At 70.4% G+C, this 13855-nt stretch carries 10 protein-coding genes; 6 read left to right on the forward strand and 4 right to left on the reverse strand.

From position 1 onward, the window contains the following. Positions 1-87 precede the first annotated feature (87 nt). Positions 88-1596 carry a PLP-dependent aminotransferase family protein gene (locus tag TSO221_RS26090; RefSeq protein WP_109121441.1) on the reverse strand — a complete coding sequence of 503 codons (1509 nt, stop codon included), beginning with the start codon at positions 1594-1596 and terminating at the stop codon, positions 88-90. A 101-nt stretch (positions 1597-1697) separates the two neighbouring features. On the opposite strand from TSO221_RS26090, the gene TSO221_RS26095 reads away from it, so the two are divergent. Beyond that, positions 1698-2405 (forward strand): pyridoxamine 5'-phosphate oxidase family protein, encoded by a 708-nt coding sequence (locus tag TSO221_RS26095; protein WP_109121442.1) that lies wholly within the window; start codon positions 1698-1700, stop codon positions 2403-2405. Between the two features lie 15 nt (positions 2406-2420). Here the strand turns inward: TSO221_RS26095 and TSO221_RS26100 are convergent, their stop codons facing one another. Further along, positions 2421-3539 (reverse strand): FUSC family protein, encoded by a 1119-nt coding sequence (locus tag TSO221_RS26100; RefSeq protein WP_109121443.1) that lies wholly within the window; start codon positions 3537-3539, stop codon positions 2421-2423. 131 nt (positions 3540-3670) lie between these two features. On the opposite strand from TSO221_RS26100, the gene TSO221_RS26105 reads away from it, so the two are divergent. Further along, entirely contained in the window at positions 3671-4558 is an 888-nt protein-coding gene (locus tag TSO221_RS26105; protein WP_109121444.1) for a LysR family transcriptional regulator, read from the forward strand. A 103-nt stretch (positions 4559-4661) separates the two neighbouring features. Next, positions 4662-5702, forward strand: coding sequence for an L-glyceraldehyde 3-phosphate reductase (gene mgrA / locus TSO221_RS26110; RefSeq protein WP_109121445.1), 1041 nt, complete (start codon positions 4662-4664; stop codon positions 5700-5702). A gap of 33 nt (positions 5703-5735) precedes the next feature. Here the strand turns inward: mgrA and TSO221_RS26115 are convergent, their stop codons facing one another. After that, the gene (locus TSO221_RS26115; RefSeq protein WP_109121446.1) at positions 5736-6812 is read right to left on the reverse strand and encodes an Ldh family oxidoreductase; all 1077 of its coding nucleotides are present in this window, start codon (positions 6810-6812) and stop codon (positions 5736-5738) included. A 207-nt stretch (positions 6813-7019) separates the two neighbouring features. Here TSO221_RS26115 and TSO221_RS26120 point away from each other — a divergent pair, with 207 nt between their 5' ends. Next, on the forward strand, positions 7020-8441 hold the full coding sequence (locus TSO221_RS26120; protein WP_109121447.1) for a DHA2 family efflux MFS transporter permease subunit: 1422 nt from the start codon (positions 7020-7022) through the stop codon (positions 8439-8441). A 28-nt stretch (positions 8442-8469) separates the two neighbouring features. On the opposite strand, the gene TSO221_RS26125 is transcribed toward TSO221_RS26120, so the two are convergent. Continuing rightward, on the reverse strand, positions 8470-9420 hold the full coding sequence (locus TSO221_RS26125) for a ferritin family protein (protein WP_158284222.1): 951 nt from the start codon (positions 9418-9420) through the stop codon (positions 8470-8472). Positions 9421-9653: 233 nt separating this feature from the next. On the opposite strand from TSO221_RS26125, the gene TSO221_RS26130 reads away from it, so the two are divergent. Both TSO221_RS26130 and nosZ read left to right on the forward strand, forming a co-directional pair. Then, positions 9654-11906 (forward strand): NosR/NirI family protein, encoded by a 2253-nt coding sequence (locus TSO221_RS26130; RefSeq protein ID WP_109121469.1) that lies wholly within the window; start codon positions 9654-9656, stop codon positions 11904-11906. Further along, entirely contained in the window at positions 11903-13852 is a 1950-nt protein-coding gene (nosZ, locus tag TSO221_RS26135) for a TAT-dependent nitrous-oxide reductase (protein WP_348770294.1), read from the forward strand. The genes TSO221_RS26130 and nosZ overlap by 4 nt, the downstream gene beginning before the upstream one ends. Positions 13853-13855: the final 3 nt, after the last annotated feature.

Here is a 13855-nt window from a genome sequence, read left to right on the forward strand (position 1 = left end):
TCTCCGAGCTGCGCACCCAGGCCAACGTCGACCTCGCCATGCTCGCCGTCGCAAACCGCCAGCTCAGGGGGTTGACGGCGGGGTAAGTCATAACCCTCCCCCAGCCCCGCTGGGGGAGGGGCTCAGGAGCCGTTCATCGCTCTCGGCCAAGGCGGCCGCCAGTTCCCTGGCGGCCCAGCAAAGGGCGCCCGGCTCGTGGCCGGAGAAGCCGAGCATCAATCCCTGCACCGGTGGAGCCGCGATGAACATCGGACTGACCGGTCGGGCGATCAGGCCGCGCCGCGCCGCGACGGCCGACACAGCGAGGTCCGACAGGCCCGGACGCAGTCGGGCCAGCAGCTTCATTCCCTGCTCCGGCGCCTCGACCTCCATCCGGTCGGCGAGATTCTCCCGCAAGGCCGCCACCAGCGCATCCCGCGCCGCCAGATAGCGCTGCCGCATCCGGCGCAGGTGCGGAGCGAAGTGGCCTTCCTCCAGAAAGTCCGCCACCACCCCGGCCTGCAAGGCGGCGGGATGCCAGTCGGACAGCAGCCGGGCCGCCAGCACGGGCTCCAGCAACTCCCGCGGCACCACGGCGTAGCCGAGGCGCAGCCCGGGGAACAGCGCCTTGTTGAAGGTGCCGATGTAGATGACCCGGCCGCCCTCGTCGATCCCCTGCAAGGATGCCAGCGGCCGTCCGGCGTAGCGGAATTCGCTGTCGTAGTCGTCCTCCAGCACCCACGCCCCGCTTCGCCGCGCCCACGCCAGCAGCTCCAGCCGCCGCGCCATGGACAGCACCACGCCCAGCGGATACTGCGAGGACGGCGTGACATAGGCCATCCGCGCCTGTGGCGAGGCCGCGATGCCTGCCGCCACGTCCATTCCCTGCGCATCGACGCGGACCGGCACGACACGGGCGTCGGCGGCGGCCAGCGCCGCGCGGACCGCCGGATAGCACGGGTCCTCCAGCCAGACCCGGTCGCCGGGGTCGAGCAGCACGCGCAGCATCAAATCGATCGCCTGCTGGGCGCCGGTGGTCACCACCACCTGTTCCGGCTCGCAGCGCACCGCCCGGCTGGTGCGCAGATAGCGGGCGATGGCCTGGCGCAGCGCCGGTGGCCCGGCCGGATCCGCATAGCCCAGCCACGCCGGGTCGGGCCGCTGCAGGCGCCGCAGAGTCAGGCTGCGCCAGACCTGCAGGGTGCGTTCGTCCAGCGTGCAACGACCGGTGTTGAAGGGAACGGTCCCGAACGTTCCGGTGTGCGCCTGCGCGCCGGCGAAGCGGCGGCTGGCCGGCGGAACGGGCGGGGGAGGGGCACCGGCCACCGCCGGCGGAGACGCCGGCGCATCCGGCAGGTCGCGCGACACGAAGCTGCCCGCGCCGACCCGCCCCTCGATGAAACCTTCGGCCAGCAGCTGTTCGTACGCCGCGACGACCGTGTTGCGGGCGAGGCCGAGCCGGGTCGCCAGCGTCCGGGTCGGCGGCAACCGGCCGCCGGGCGGGACCGCGCCGGCGAGGATGGCACGGCGCAGTTCGAGATAGAGCTGGCGCAGCACCGGCACCGGGCTGTCGCGGTCGAGCGGCACCAGCATCAGGTCGGAAAGGTCGGCGGCCACGGATATTGGTCCGGTCACTGTGCGCAGGATTGGCCCTCGCGCCGGTCCAATGCATAGGGTCAAATCGCCGTGCCGTCCACCCCTGTCCGGAGACCAGACCGATGTCCGACGCCTATCCCGTCACCGACCGCAACCGGGTGAAGCGCCTGCACGAGCGGGGCCGCTACGACCACGCGTCCGTGCACGCCATCCTCGACGCGGCGATGCTCTGCCACATCGCCTACGTCATCGACGGACAGCCCTATTGCACCCCGACCGCCTTCTGGCGCGTGGGCGGGCATCTCTACTGGCACGGCTCCTCGGCCAGCCGGATGCTGCGGACCCAGAGGGACGGGCTTCCGGTCTGCCTCACGGTGACGCATCTCGACAGCCTCGTGCTCGCCCGCAGCGGGTTCAACCACTCGGTCGATTACCGGTCGGCGATGTGCTTCGGCACGGCGCGCGTCGTCGACGATCCCGCGGCCAAGGCCCGGGCGCTCGACTCCATGATCGACCGTTTCTATCCCGGCCGCGCCGCCGAGCTGCGCCCGAGCACGGAGCAGGAACTGAAGGCGACGATGGTCGTCGGCATGGAGATCGAGGAGGCCAGCGCCAAGGTCCGCAGCAAGGGCATCGGCGACGACGAGGCGGACTACGCCCTGCCGATCTACGCCGTCCGCTTCCCGGTCGCACAGGTGATCGGCGCCGGCGAACCCTGCCCGCGCCTGCCGGCCGGCGTCGCGGTTCCGCCCGGCCTGGCCGGCTTCACCCCCGGCCGCCGCCTGGACGACGTCATGCTGGAGAGCCACCGGGCGACCTTCGAGGGCTGACCTGCCGGCGATCCCTCACGCCGACCGCGGCCTCTCCCGGTGCCGGGCGAGATGGACGCGGTCGTCGGCCGTCGAGAACAACACGGCGAACGCGATGCCCAGGGCCACACCGAGGACGGTCTCGAGCGCCCGTTCCACCGGCATGTCGACCGCCGTGGCGGGTGCGGCGACGTAAGTCATGATCAGCGCCATGGGAGTCACGGTGATCTGGCCAAGGGCGTAATTGTACCCGATCACCACTTCCGTGATGAACTGAAACAGGACGACCGCCGCGATCAGCCCCCACAGTGGCGGCGCCTGCGTCAGCACCGCCCAAGCGATGAAGACGCCGACCAGGGTCCCCGCCATGCGTTGCAGGGCGCGGCTCATGGTCACGTGCAGATGGCTCCCCTGCAGAACGGCCATGGCACCGATGGCGGCCCAGGAGGGGTGCGGCCACCCGACCGCCTGCGCGATGAGCGCCGCCGTCGCGGTGCCCGCCGCGATGCGGCCGGCCGCGATCACCTCATGGCCGAACGGCCGGTGCGGCGCGGACGGCACGGTCAGTCCATCGAGTTCGGCGGAACGCAGCCGGTCGGTCATCCGGCAGACCACCCAGGCCACGACACCTCCTGCGGCGGTGGCGAGGGTTTGCTCGGCCACCACGTGCCAGGAGGCGGCCGGCCCCAGCGCACCCGCCGACGCGAAGGTGACGATGATGGCGCCGGGCACGCCGAGCCGCCAGTGGGCGATGGCGAGCGTCGCACCCCCGGCGATGAGGGCGAGCAGCAGCAATTGCTCCGCCGGCGACGCACCGGCCCAGGAGGCCAGCGAGGACAGCAGCACGCCGCCCGTCAGCAGCGCGGCGCAGACCGTCACGATCGTCGCGCGCCGCCGCGCGGGCGCGTAGCGGCCGAACAGCGACGCCAGCGCCCCAAGCGCCGGAAACCCGATCAGGTGCGACCAAGGGCTCGCGCCGATCAGCAGCGTCGCCGCCAGCACGGACAGGGCAGCCTGCGCCCCGGCGATCAGCGCGATGCGGAAGGACGGCTGGGGGGTGAGGGCCATCACCTCGCGCAGCTGCCGGCGCGTCAGCAGGTGGCGGGCCGTCTTTCTGCGGGAAATGCCGATCATCGTGTCGTCCGTGGCGGACATGCCGGATTCCGAGGGGGTGTGTGGACTAATCGCCGCATGGCCGGTTCCGGCACGGCTGCGGCGGAACAGAATCCATCGACACGCCGTCATCAGTCCAATAATGATTGGGTCAGCTATAATAAGGTGAACTTATGAGCGGACTGGAGCTTCGGCATCTGCGCTGCTTCGTGACGCTGGCCGACATCGGCAATTTCGGCCGCACCGCGGAGCGGCTGGGCATGAGCCAGCCGGCCGTCAGCCAATTGCTGAAGCGGTTGGAGGATCTGCTCAGCCAGCGGTTGTTCGACCGCACGCGCTCCGCCGTGGCGCTGACGCCGGCCGGCGCGCTCTTCCTACCGCAGGCCCGCCGCGCGCTGGCCGCCGTCGAGGAAGCGATGGAGGAGGCGCAGCGCGGCTTCGCCGGCGAGGTCGGACGGCTGCGCCTCGGGCTCAGCGTTCCGTCGCTCTACAACCAAGTCCCGGCCCTGATCCGCGCCTTCCGCACCCGGCGGCCGGAGGTCGAGGTGGTGATCGACAGCGTGCCGAGCGGCGAGCAGGAGGGCGCCCTGCTCGACCGGCGCATCGACGTGGGCTTCAGCAACTTTTCCACCGGAGATCCGCAGCTGGTGCAGCGTCTTATCGGCGTCGAGCCCATGCGGGTCGTGCTGCCGCGCTGGCACGCCCTGGCGGGCGAGGTGGCGTTGCCCCTCGGGCGGCTGCGGGAGGAACGCTGGATCCTGCCGCCGCGCGCCATGGCACCCGAACATGTGGACGAGGTCAACGCGCTCTGCCGCACGCAGGGTTTCACGCCACTCCTCGGCGCCGAATGCCCGAACTTCCCGACGGTGGTCGGCATGGTCCTGGCCGATGCCGGCATCGCCCTGGCGCCGGAGAGCTTCGCCGGGCTGGGCGGGGCCGAACTCGTACAGGTCCCCATCGACGGTCCGGCCCCGCTGATCCGCTGTTATCTGACGTATCGGCGCGACGACGATACCCCCGTGGTCCGGGGGTTCCTCGATCTTGCGGAGAGCATGCGGTGATGGACATCGGCATGACCGGCATCGTCGCCCCGGACATTGCCAGGGGGTTGCGCGGCGCCGCGTTGGCGATCTATACTAATATATCACTTATTCGGAGCCCGTCATGCAGCCGCCCTATCTCGCCGACGCGTCCCGCTACGAGCGCATGAGCTACCGCCGGTGCGGGCGCAGCGGGCTCGACCTGCCGGCCATTTCGCTGGGGCTGTGGCAGAACTTCGGCGGCACCGACGCCTTCGCCACCGGGCGCGCCGTGCTGCGCCGGGCCTTCGACCGCGGGGTCACGCATTTCGACCTCGCCAACAACTACGGCCCGCCGCCGGGATCGGCGGAGGAGAATTTCGGCCGCGTCCTCGCCACTGACTTCCGCCCCTACCGCGACCAGATCGTCGTCTCCACCAAGGCCGGCTACGAGATGTGGCCCGGCCCCTACGGCAACTGGGGATCGCGCAAGTACCTGGTCTCCAGCCTGGACCAGAGCCTGAAGCGGATGGGGCTGGAGTACGTCGACGTCTTCTATTCGCACCGCGTCGATCCCCGTACCCCGCTGGAGGAGACGATGGGCGCGCTCGACCACATCGTCCGCCAGGGCAAGGCGCTGTACGTCGGCATCTCCTCCTATTCGCCCGACATGACGCGCCGCGCCGCCGGGATCCTGAAGCAGCTCGGCACGCCGTGCCTGATCCACCAGCCCAGCTATTCCATGCTGAACCGCTGGATCGAGGGCGGACTGCTCGACACGCTGGACGAGCTGGGCATGGGCTGCATCGCCTTCTCGCCGCTGGCGCAGGGCATGCTGACCGCGAAGTACCTGGACGCGCAGCCGACCGACGCCCGTGCCGCCAAGGGCGGAACGCTGCGGGCGCATTTCCTGTCGCCCGAGAACCTGGCGCGCGTCCGCGCCCTCGACGCCATCGCCAAGCGGCGCGGCCAGACGCTGGCGCAGATGGCCATCGCCTGGGTGCTGCGCGACCCGCGCGTCACCTCGGCGCTGATCGGCGCGCGGACGGTCGAGCAGCTCGACAACTCGTTGGACGCGCTCGACACCCTGTCCTTCACGCCGGAGGAACTCGCGGAGATCGACGTCCACGCGGTGGACTCCGACATCAACCTGTGGCGCGCGTCCTCGACGGCCGAGGCCGGCTGATCCGGCCGGCACTTCTCGCGGGCTCCACGTCCATCACCGCCCCATCGGCTCCGGGATCGCGCAGCCATGGCGCGTCGCGAGGTCGCGCAGCGAGGCCCACGTCGTCAGGTCGACGGGGATGCCGTGGTGCCGCCGGTCCTCCTGCAGCGGGCGTTCGGGGTCGCCGGGCGCCATGACGCGGGTGCCGGGCTTGGCCGGCTGGCCGCGCAGGTCGGCGAGGAACGCCGCCATCCGGCCGTTGATCTCCGCCAGCGGCCGGAAGACGTCGGGCCGCAGCACGATGAAGAAGTGGCCGAGGTTCGCCGGCTGCGACAGGTCGGGTCCGGCGAAGGCCGGCAGCGCCGCGCCGTGCCGCATGCCGGTGAAGACGGAGCACAGCACGTCGACCACCGCCGCCAGCCCGGCCCCCTTGTAGCCGTAGACGGTGCCGCCCAGCGGCAGCAACGCCGTCGCCGCGTGCGGGTCGGTGGTGACGGCGCCCGCCTCGTCCACCGCCACCTCGGGCGGCAGCGGCTGGCCGGTGGCGCGGCGCAGGAAGACACGGTTCAGCGGGATGCTGCTGGTCGCCATGTCCAGCAGCATCGGCTCCTCGCCCTCCACCGGCATGGCGAAGCTGATCGGATTGGTGCCGTGGAACGGCTTGACGCCGTCGTGCGGCACCACGATGGCGTCGGCGTGGGTCATGCCGATGGCGGCGTAGCCCCGCTTCGCCGCGGCCATAGTGTAGCAGCCCGTCGCCCCATGGTGCGAGGAGCGCGCCACCGCCACTGCGGCGATACCGGCCTCGTCGGCCATGGCGATGGCCTCGTCGATGGCACGGTAGCTGGGCAGGTGGCCGAAGCCATTGTCGGCGTCCAAGTGCCCTGCCGCGGCGGCCTGCCGGGTGAAGCGCAGGACCGGGTTCGGGTTGATGCGGCCGGCCGCCAGCGTGGCGGCGTAGTGCGGCACCAGCCGCACGCCGTGGGTGTCGAAGCCGCGGGCCGAGGCGTCGACCACCGCGCGGGCGGTGGCCCGCGCCCCGTCCTCCGCGGCACCGCCCTTGGCCAGCAGCGCCGTGATGAAGTCCTCGAGGGTGGTGCGGTCGACCCGCACGTCGTCGAATGTTTCCATGCTCGTTCAGTCCGCCGGCAGTGGATTGGGATAGGGCAGGGGGCCGGGACCGCCTTGCGAATGACGATGAGATAAGCGCAGCCGCGGACACTGCCAGGAGGAAGTCGCGACGGCGATGAAGACTGGCGTGCTCTTGCTGCCCCGCGCATGGCAGTCCCGACTCCGTCGGCTCTGGTGCGGCGTCTGGGGTGTGCCACATTGGCTGGCATGCACACTGACTCCACCTTGCGCGGGACGGTGCTCGTTCCGCTCATCGTCGCCTGCGCGCTGTTCATGGAGAACCTCGACGCGACCGTGGTCGCCACCGCGCTGCCGGACATCGCGCGGTCGCTGGGGGAGGACCCGCTGCAGCTCAGCGCGGCGATGACGTCGTACATGCTGAGCCTCGCGGTGTTCCTGCCGGTCAGCGGCTGGATGGCCGACCGCTTCGGCGCGCGGCGCGTGTTCGGCTCCGCCATCGTCGTCTTCACACTGGGCTCGGTGCTGTGCGGCCTCGCGCAGGACCTGACGACGCTGGTCGCCGCGCGGATGGTGCAGGGATTGGGTGGCGCGCTGATGGTCCCCGTCGGCCGTCTGGTGGTTCTGCGCAGCGTGCCGCGGGCGCGGCTGGTGCGGGCAATGAGCACGGTGACCATGCCGGCGCTGGTCGGACCGGCCATCGGGCCACTGGTCGGCGGCTTCATCACCACCTACGTCTCCTGGCGGTGGATCTTCTTCGTCAACGTGCCGATCGGCCTTCTGGGCTTCGCGCTGGCGCGCGCCTACGTGCCGGACATACGCGAGCAGGATCCCGGCCCGCTCGACCTTCCGGGCCTCGCGCTGAGCGGGGCGGGGCTCGCCGGGCTGATCTTCGGGTTCGAAAACGTCGGGCGCGGCGTGGTCGCGCCGGAAGCGATTGCCGGGGCGCTCGCCGCGGCGGCGCTGTGCGTCGCCCTCTACATGCGGCGCGCGCGGGGCCGGACGCGGCCGGTGCTCGACCCGTCGCTGCTGCGCATTCCGACCTACGCCGCGACGATCACCGGCGGCACGCTGTTCCGCATGGGCATCGGCGCCACCCCCTTTCTGCTGCCGATGCTGTTCCAGGTCGGCTTCGGCATGACGCCCTTCGAGTCCGGCAGCCTGACCTTCGCCAGCGCGGCGGGTGCACTCACCATGAAGGCGCTGGCCGGGCCGATCCTGCGGCGCGTCGGATTCCGCCGGCTGCTGATCGGCAACGCGCTGCTGAGCGGCGCCATTCTCACGGGCTACGGCCTGTTCCGGCCCGACACGCCGCACGCGGTCATCCTGGCGGCGCTGCTGCTGGGCGGCTTCTTCCGCTCGCTGCAGTTCACCGGAATCAACACGCTGGCCTACGCCGACATGCCCGACGACCGCATGAGCGGGGCCAACACGCTGTCCAGCGTCATGCAGCAGGTCTCGCTCAGCCTGGGCGTGGCGACCGGCGCGCTGATCCTGCACCTCATGCAGATCCGGCACCCCGGCGTCGCGTCGACGCCGGACGACTTCGGCGCCGCCTTCGCGACGGTCGGGCTGCTGGCGGCCTCGGCGGCGCTGTTCTTCCTGCCGCTGGCGGCCGACGCGGGAGAGGAGGTCAGCGGCCACCGCTCCTACGACCGCCAGCGGGTGTAGGCGGCGACCGGACCGGCACCAGCCGGCCTCACCCCTCGTCCAGATCGGGCATCAGCGACCGGACGAGGGCCAAGCGGCCCATGGCCTGCTCCGCCAGACGTTGCGTCTCCTCCAGCAGCCGCTGGTCGGTGGCGCGCTCCGCGGTCTCCAGATAGAGGGAGACGATCTCCTCGGCGTTGCGCAGCGAGAGGCGCAAGGCGCCCGAGGGCGTCAGCGCACCCGGATGCAGGAGGCCGGCGGCACGCGCCCCTTCGGCGGCAGCGGTGCCCGGCGCCGGTTCCCGGGGTGCGGGAGCAAGCGCCGCCGCCCGTTGCCGGGCCTGTTCAGCCGCGTGGCGCACGAGGCTCGCCGCCTCCGGGTAGCCGCCGCCGTCGAGCGACGCCGCCGCCGCCTCGTCCACGTCCGCCGCCGCGTGCTCCAGGCCGACGGCCAGCGCGCGCAGTTCCTCCAGCGAGCCGGGCAGGTCCCGCTGCCGCGCCGGCCGCGCCGCATGGTAGGCGCGGCGGCGCCAGTCGCGCAGAAGCGCCACGTGGTTCAATTCCTCCCGCGCCAGGGATTCCGCCCGGCGCTGCACCTCGCCGTCCGCCATGGCGGAGACGTAGGTGTAGAAGGCGAAGGCCCGCTCCTCGTTGCGCACGGCGACCGCCAGCGCCTCGTACGGCGTCAGGATATGCGCCGCGGCGCCTTCGGCCTCGTCGCCGAAGGTCTCCGGCAGGCGCCAGGTGAAGTGCGCCGGCTCCGGGCGGCGCAGGCCGTCGCGCGCGGCCCAGCGGGCGATGCCCTCCACATGCCCGCGCTCCAGCGCGGCCAGTTCGCGGAAGAGCTTGGCGAGCGCCGCCTCGTCCCGCCGGTCCATCGCTTCCGCCAACTGCTCGTAGCGGACGGCGGCGTCCTGCTCCATGCCGGAGGCGAGATCCATCAGGTCTTCCACCGTGCGGATGGGCTCGATGGGAAAGTCGGGATTGATCGCGTCGCTCATGCCTCCGCTCCTTCTCGCTTCCGGATAGCGCCCCGCGGGGTGCCTGTTCCACGCTCCTTTGGGGGTACCCACGAAGGTGCATGGACAACAGCACGCGGTGACCTTGTTCTTACTTCGAGCATCCATCCATTTTCGTTCGCAGTCGAAATCAATTATTATAAGACGGGGGAGGAGCCATGCGCGGTCGCGCCGCCGCATTGCTGTTGCTGGCGGCAGTCGCGGCCGCACAATTGATGTTTATCAATTACCCTGCCCGGGCGCAGGACCGCAGCAACCTCGCCCAATTTCTTGGGCAAATTCCACTTGCCGAAGTATTTCCGAACGCTGCCAAGCTCGGCCCCGTCGAGGGAACACCGCCGGCCGCGGCCGCCCTCGATGCCCAGGGCAAGGCGCTGGGCTTCGTCTTCATGAACTCCGACGTGGTCAACGCCACCGGCTACTCGGGCAAGCCGATCCACGTGGCGGTCGGCATGGACAGCACCGGCAGGATCGTCGGCGCCAAACTGTTGAAGCACTCCGAGCCCATCGTGCTGATCGGCATCCCCGAGAAGCGGGTGGCGGAGTACATCGCCGGCCACGTCGGCTTCAACCCGCTCCAGGCCGCCTCGACGCGCGACCGGCCGCGGGTGGACATCGTCAGCGGCGCCACGGTCACCGTTCTGGTGATCGGCGACACCATGGTGCGCGGCGCCATCAAGCTCGCCCGCGCCCGCGGGCTCGGCCCTTACGCGGCGACGCCCGGCGCTTTGGCGGCGACCGCCGCGCCCCGCACCATCGCCCTGGACCGGGCCGGTACACAGAATTGGGAGGAACTGCTCGGCAATGGCTCGGTGCGGCGCCTGCATCTGAGCGTCGGCGACGCGAACGCGGCGTTCGAGCGCGCCGGCGACCCGCGCGCCGCCGAGCGCCCGGAGCGCGGCGCGCCGGAAGAGACCTTCATCGACCTCTATGCCGCCCAGGCCAGCGTGCCGGTGATCGGCCGCTCGCTGCTGGGCGAGGCGGGCTACGCGGCGTTGCGCGGCCGGCTGGAGGAGGGGCAGAGCGCCATCCTGGTGATGGCGAACGGGCGCTATTCCTTCCGCGGCTCGGGCTTCGTGCGCGGCGGCATCTTCGACCGCATCGAACTGCTGCAGGAGGCGAACGCCGTCCGCTTCCGCGACCGCGACTACGAGCGCATCGGCGACCTCGCCTCGCCGGACGCCCCCCGCTTCGCCGAGATCGGGCTGTTCGTCATCCCCAAGGGAGCGGACTTCAGCGCCGTGGACCCCTGGCGGCTGCAACTGCTCGTCCAGCGGCAGGTCGGCGCGCTGGACCGCGTGTTCGTCACGGTGGAACTGCCTTACGAGCTGCCCGAACAGCACTTGGCCGCGCGACCGCTCCCACCTCCCCCGGCGGTCGCCCCCACGGCGGCGGTCGCGCCACCGGCCGAGACAGCCCAGGATCTCGATGCCGAGGACGGGCAGAGCGCGCTGTGGCAGCGGATCTGGCGGGACCGCATGATGGACATCGTCATCCTGTGCGTCGGGCTGGCGGTGCTGACCGGCATCTTCTTCTTCCAGAACCAGCTCACCCGGCGGCCCCGCCTGACGTGGTGGGTGCGTACGCTGTTCCTGGCCTGGACGCTGCTCTGGCTCGGCTGGTGGGCGAACGCGCAGCTCTCGGTGGTCAACATCCTGACGGTGGCGAACGCGCTGGTCACCAACTTCAGCTGGTCGTACTTCTTGATGGACCCGATGCTGTTCATCCTGTGGGCGGCGGTGGCGGCGGCGCTGCTGTTCTGGGGGCGCGGCGCCTTCTGCGGCTGGCTGTGCCCGTTCGGGGCGCTCCAGGAATTCCTCAACATGGCGGCGCGCCGGCTCAAGGTGCCGCAGCTCCGCCCCTCCTGGGGCCTGCACGAACGGCTGTGGCCGCTCAAGTACATCGTCTTCCTGGGGTTGTTCGGCGTCTCCCTGCACTCGCTGGCGCAGGCCGAGGTGCTGGCCGAGGAGGAGCCGTTCAAGACCGCCATCATCCTCAAGTTCGACCGCGACTGGCCGTTCGTCGCCTACGTCGCGGCGCTGCTCGCGGCCGGGCTGTTCGTCGAGCGCTTCTACTGCCGCTACCTGTGCCCGCTGGGTGCGGCACTGGCGATCCCGGCGCGGCTCCGGATGTTCGAGTGGCTGAAGCGGCACAAGGAGTGCGGCTCGCCCTGCCAGCGCTGCGGCGTCGAGTGCCCGGTCCAGAGCATCCATCCCGAGGGCAACATCAATCCCAACGAGTGCATCAACTGCATGCACTGCCAGACCCTGTACTGGGACGAGCAGCGCTGCCCGCACATGATCCAGCGGCGCCTGAAGCGCGAACGCGCCCAGGCGCTGAAACCGGCGCTGCCGCACCGCACCGCCGAACCGCCGCTCCGGCAGACCGACGACCCGGACAACCCGCTCGTCGCCGGAGGGGTGACCACCGCCCCGCCCGGGCGGACGCCAAACTCAGGAGGGACATGACCATGTCGAAGGGGGATAGGACCAACGGCGGCTTTTCGCGCCGCGACCTGCTCGGCAGTTCGGCGAAGCTCGCGACCCTGGCCGGGCTGGCGGGGACCGGCGTCGCCGCCGGCGGGCTGGCACTGCACAAGGGCGGCGCGCCCGAGGCGCAGGCGGCGACCGCGCCGGCGCGCGGCGGCCAGAGCGCGGCGGTCGAGCCGGGCCAGCTCGACGAGTTCATGGTGTTCTTCTCCAGCGGCCAGTCGGGCGAGCTGCGCCTCGTCGGACTGCCGTCGATGCGCGAGATCATGCGGGTGCCGGTGTTCAACCGCGACAGCGCCACCGGCTGGGGCCAGACCAACGAGAGCCTGCGGGTGCTGACCCAGGACATGCTGCCGGAGACCAGGGAGTTCCTGAAGACGCGCGGCGGCACCTATCTGAACGGCGACCTGCACCACCCGCACATGACCTTCACCGACGGCACCTACGACGGCCGCTACATCATAGCCAACGACAAGGCGAACACGCGCATCTGCCGCATCCGCGGCGACGTGATGAAGTGCGACAAGATCGTCGAGATCCCGAACGCCCACGACATCCACGGCCTGCGCCTGCAGAAGTACCCGAAGACCGGCTACATCTTCGCCAACGGCGAACATGAGGCGCCGATGCCCAACGACGGCAAGATCCTCGACGAGCCGTCCAAGTACCTGGCCATCTTCAACGCCGTCGATGTCGAGACCATGAAGGTGTCCTGGCAGGTCATCGTCGATGGCAACCTCGACAACGTCGATGCCGATTACCAGGGAAAGTACTGCTTCTCGACCTGCTACAACTCCGAGATGGGCATGAACTCGGCGGAGATGACGGCGAAAGAGCAGGACTGGGTCGTCGTCTTCAACATCAAGCGCATCGAGGACGCGGTGAAGGCCGGCCAGGGGCAGATGATGAACGGCGTGCCGGTGCTGAACGGCCGCCACGGCTCGCCCTTCACCCGCTACATCCCGATCTCCAACAGCCCGCACGGCATCAACACGGCACCCGACCAGCGGCACGTCGTTATCAACGGCAAGCTGTCGCCGACCGTGTCGGTGATGGACGTCACCAAGCTGGATGCCTTGTTCGACGACAAGATCCAGCCGCGCGACGTCATCGTCGCCGAGCCGCAGCTGGGCCTGGGTCCATTGCACACGGCGTTCGACGGGCGCGGCAACGCCTACACCACGCTGTTCATCGACAGCCAGGTCTGCAAGTGGAACATCGACAAGGCGATCCGCGCCTACAAGGGCGAGAAGGTCGATCCCATCGTCCAGAAGCTCGACGTCCACTACCAGCCCGGCCACAACCACACCTCCATGGGCCAGACCAAGGAGGCAGACGGCAAGTGGCTGATCTCGCTGAACAAGTTCTCCAAAGACCGCTATCTCAACGCCGGCCCGCTGAAGCCGGAGAACGACCAGCTCATCGACATCTCCGGCGACGAGATGAAGCTGGTGCACGACGGCCCCTCCTACGCCGAGCCGCACGACGCCACCATCGTGCACCGCTCGAAGCTGCGGACGGTGCACGTCTGGAAACGCGACGACCCGTTCTGGGAGGACGCCCGCCGCTGGGCGGCCGAGGACGGCGTCAAGCTGGAGGAGGCGTCGGGCGTCTACCGCAAGGGCGACAAGGTGCGGGTGTACATGTACACGATGGCGCCCAACTTCAGCCTGGAGAAGTTCACGGTGAAGCAGGGCGAGGAGGTGACGGTCATCATCACCAACCTCGACGACGTCGAGGACCTGAGTCACGGCTTCACCATCTCGAACTACGGCATCGCGTTCGAGATCGGGCCGCAGGCGACCGCCTCGGTCACCTTCCGGGCCGACCGGCCGGGCGTGCACTGGTTCTATTGCCAGTGGTTCTGCCACGCCCTGCACATGGAGATGCGCGGGCGCATGCTGGTCGAGCCGCGCTCGGTGTAGGCC

Origin of the sequence: Azospirillum sp. TSO22-1, from assembly GCF_003116015.1 — a bacterium.
Classification (GTDB): Bacteria; Pseudomonadota; Alphaproteobacteria; order Azospirillales; family Azospirillaceae; genus Azospirillum.

Coding starts and splice junctions, on each gene's coding strand:
- TSO221_RS26125 (WP_158284222.1), bottom strand. CDS start 9,420: ATGAGCGACGCGATCAATCCCGACTTTCCCATCGAGCCCATCCGCACG.
- mgrA (WP_109121445.1), top strand. CDS start 4,662: ATGCAGCCGCCCTATCTCGCCGACGCGTCCCGCTACGAGCGCATGAGC.
- nosZ (WP_348770294.1), top strand. CDS start 11,903: ATGACCATGTCGAAGGGGGATAGGACCAACGGCGGCTTTTCGCGCCGC.
- TSO221_RS26095 (WP_109121442.1), top strand. CDS start 1,698: ATGTCCGACGCCTATCCCGTCACCGACCGCAACCGGGTGAAGCGCCTG.
- TSO221_RS26100 (WP_109121443.1), bottom strand. CDS start 3,539: ATGTCCGCCACGGACGACACGATGATCGGCATTTCCCGCAGAAAGACG.
- TSO221_RS26115 (WP_109121446.1), bottom strand. CDS start 6,812: ATGGAAACATTCGACGACGTGCGGGTCGACCGCACCACCCTCGAGGAC.
- TSO221_RS26105 (WP_109121444.1), top strand. CDS start 3,671: ATGAGCGGACTGGAGCTTCGGCATCTGCGCTGCTTCGTGACGCTGGCC.
- TSO221_RS26130 (WP_109121469.1), top strand. CDS start 9,654: ATGTTTATCAATTACCCTGCCCGGGCGCAGGACCGCAGCAACCTCGCC.
- TSO221_RS26120 (WP_109121447.1), top strand. CDS start 7,020: ATGCACACTGACTCCACCTTGCGCGGGACGGTGCTCGTTCCGCTCATC.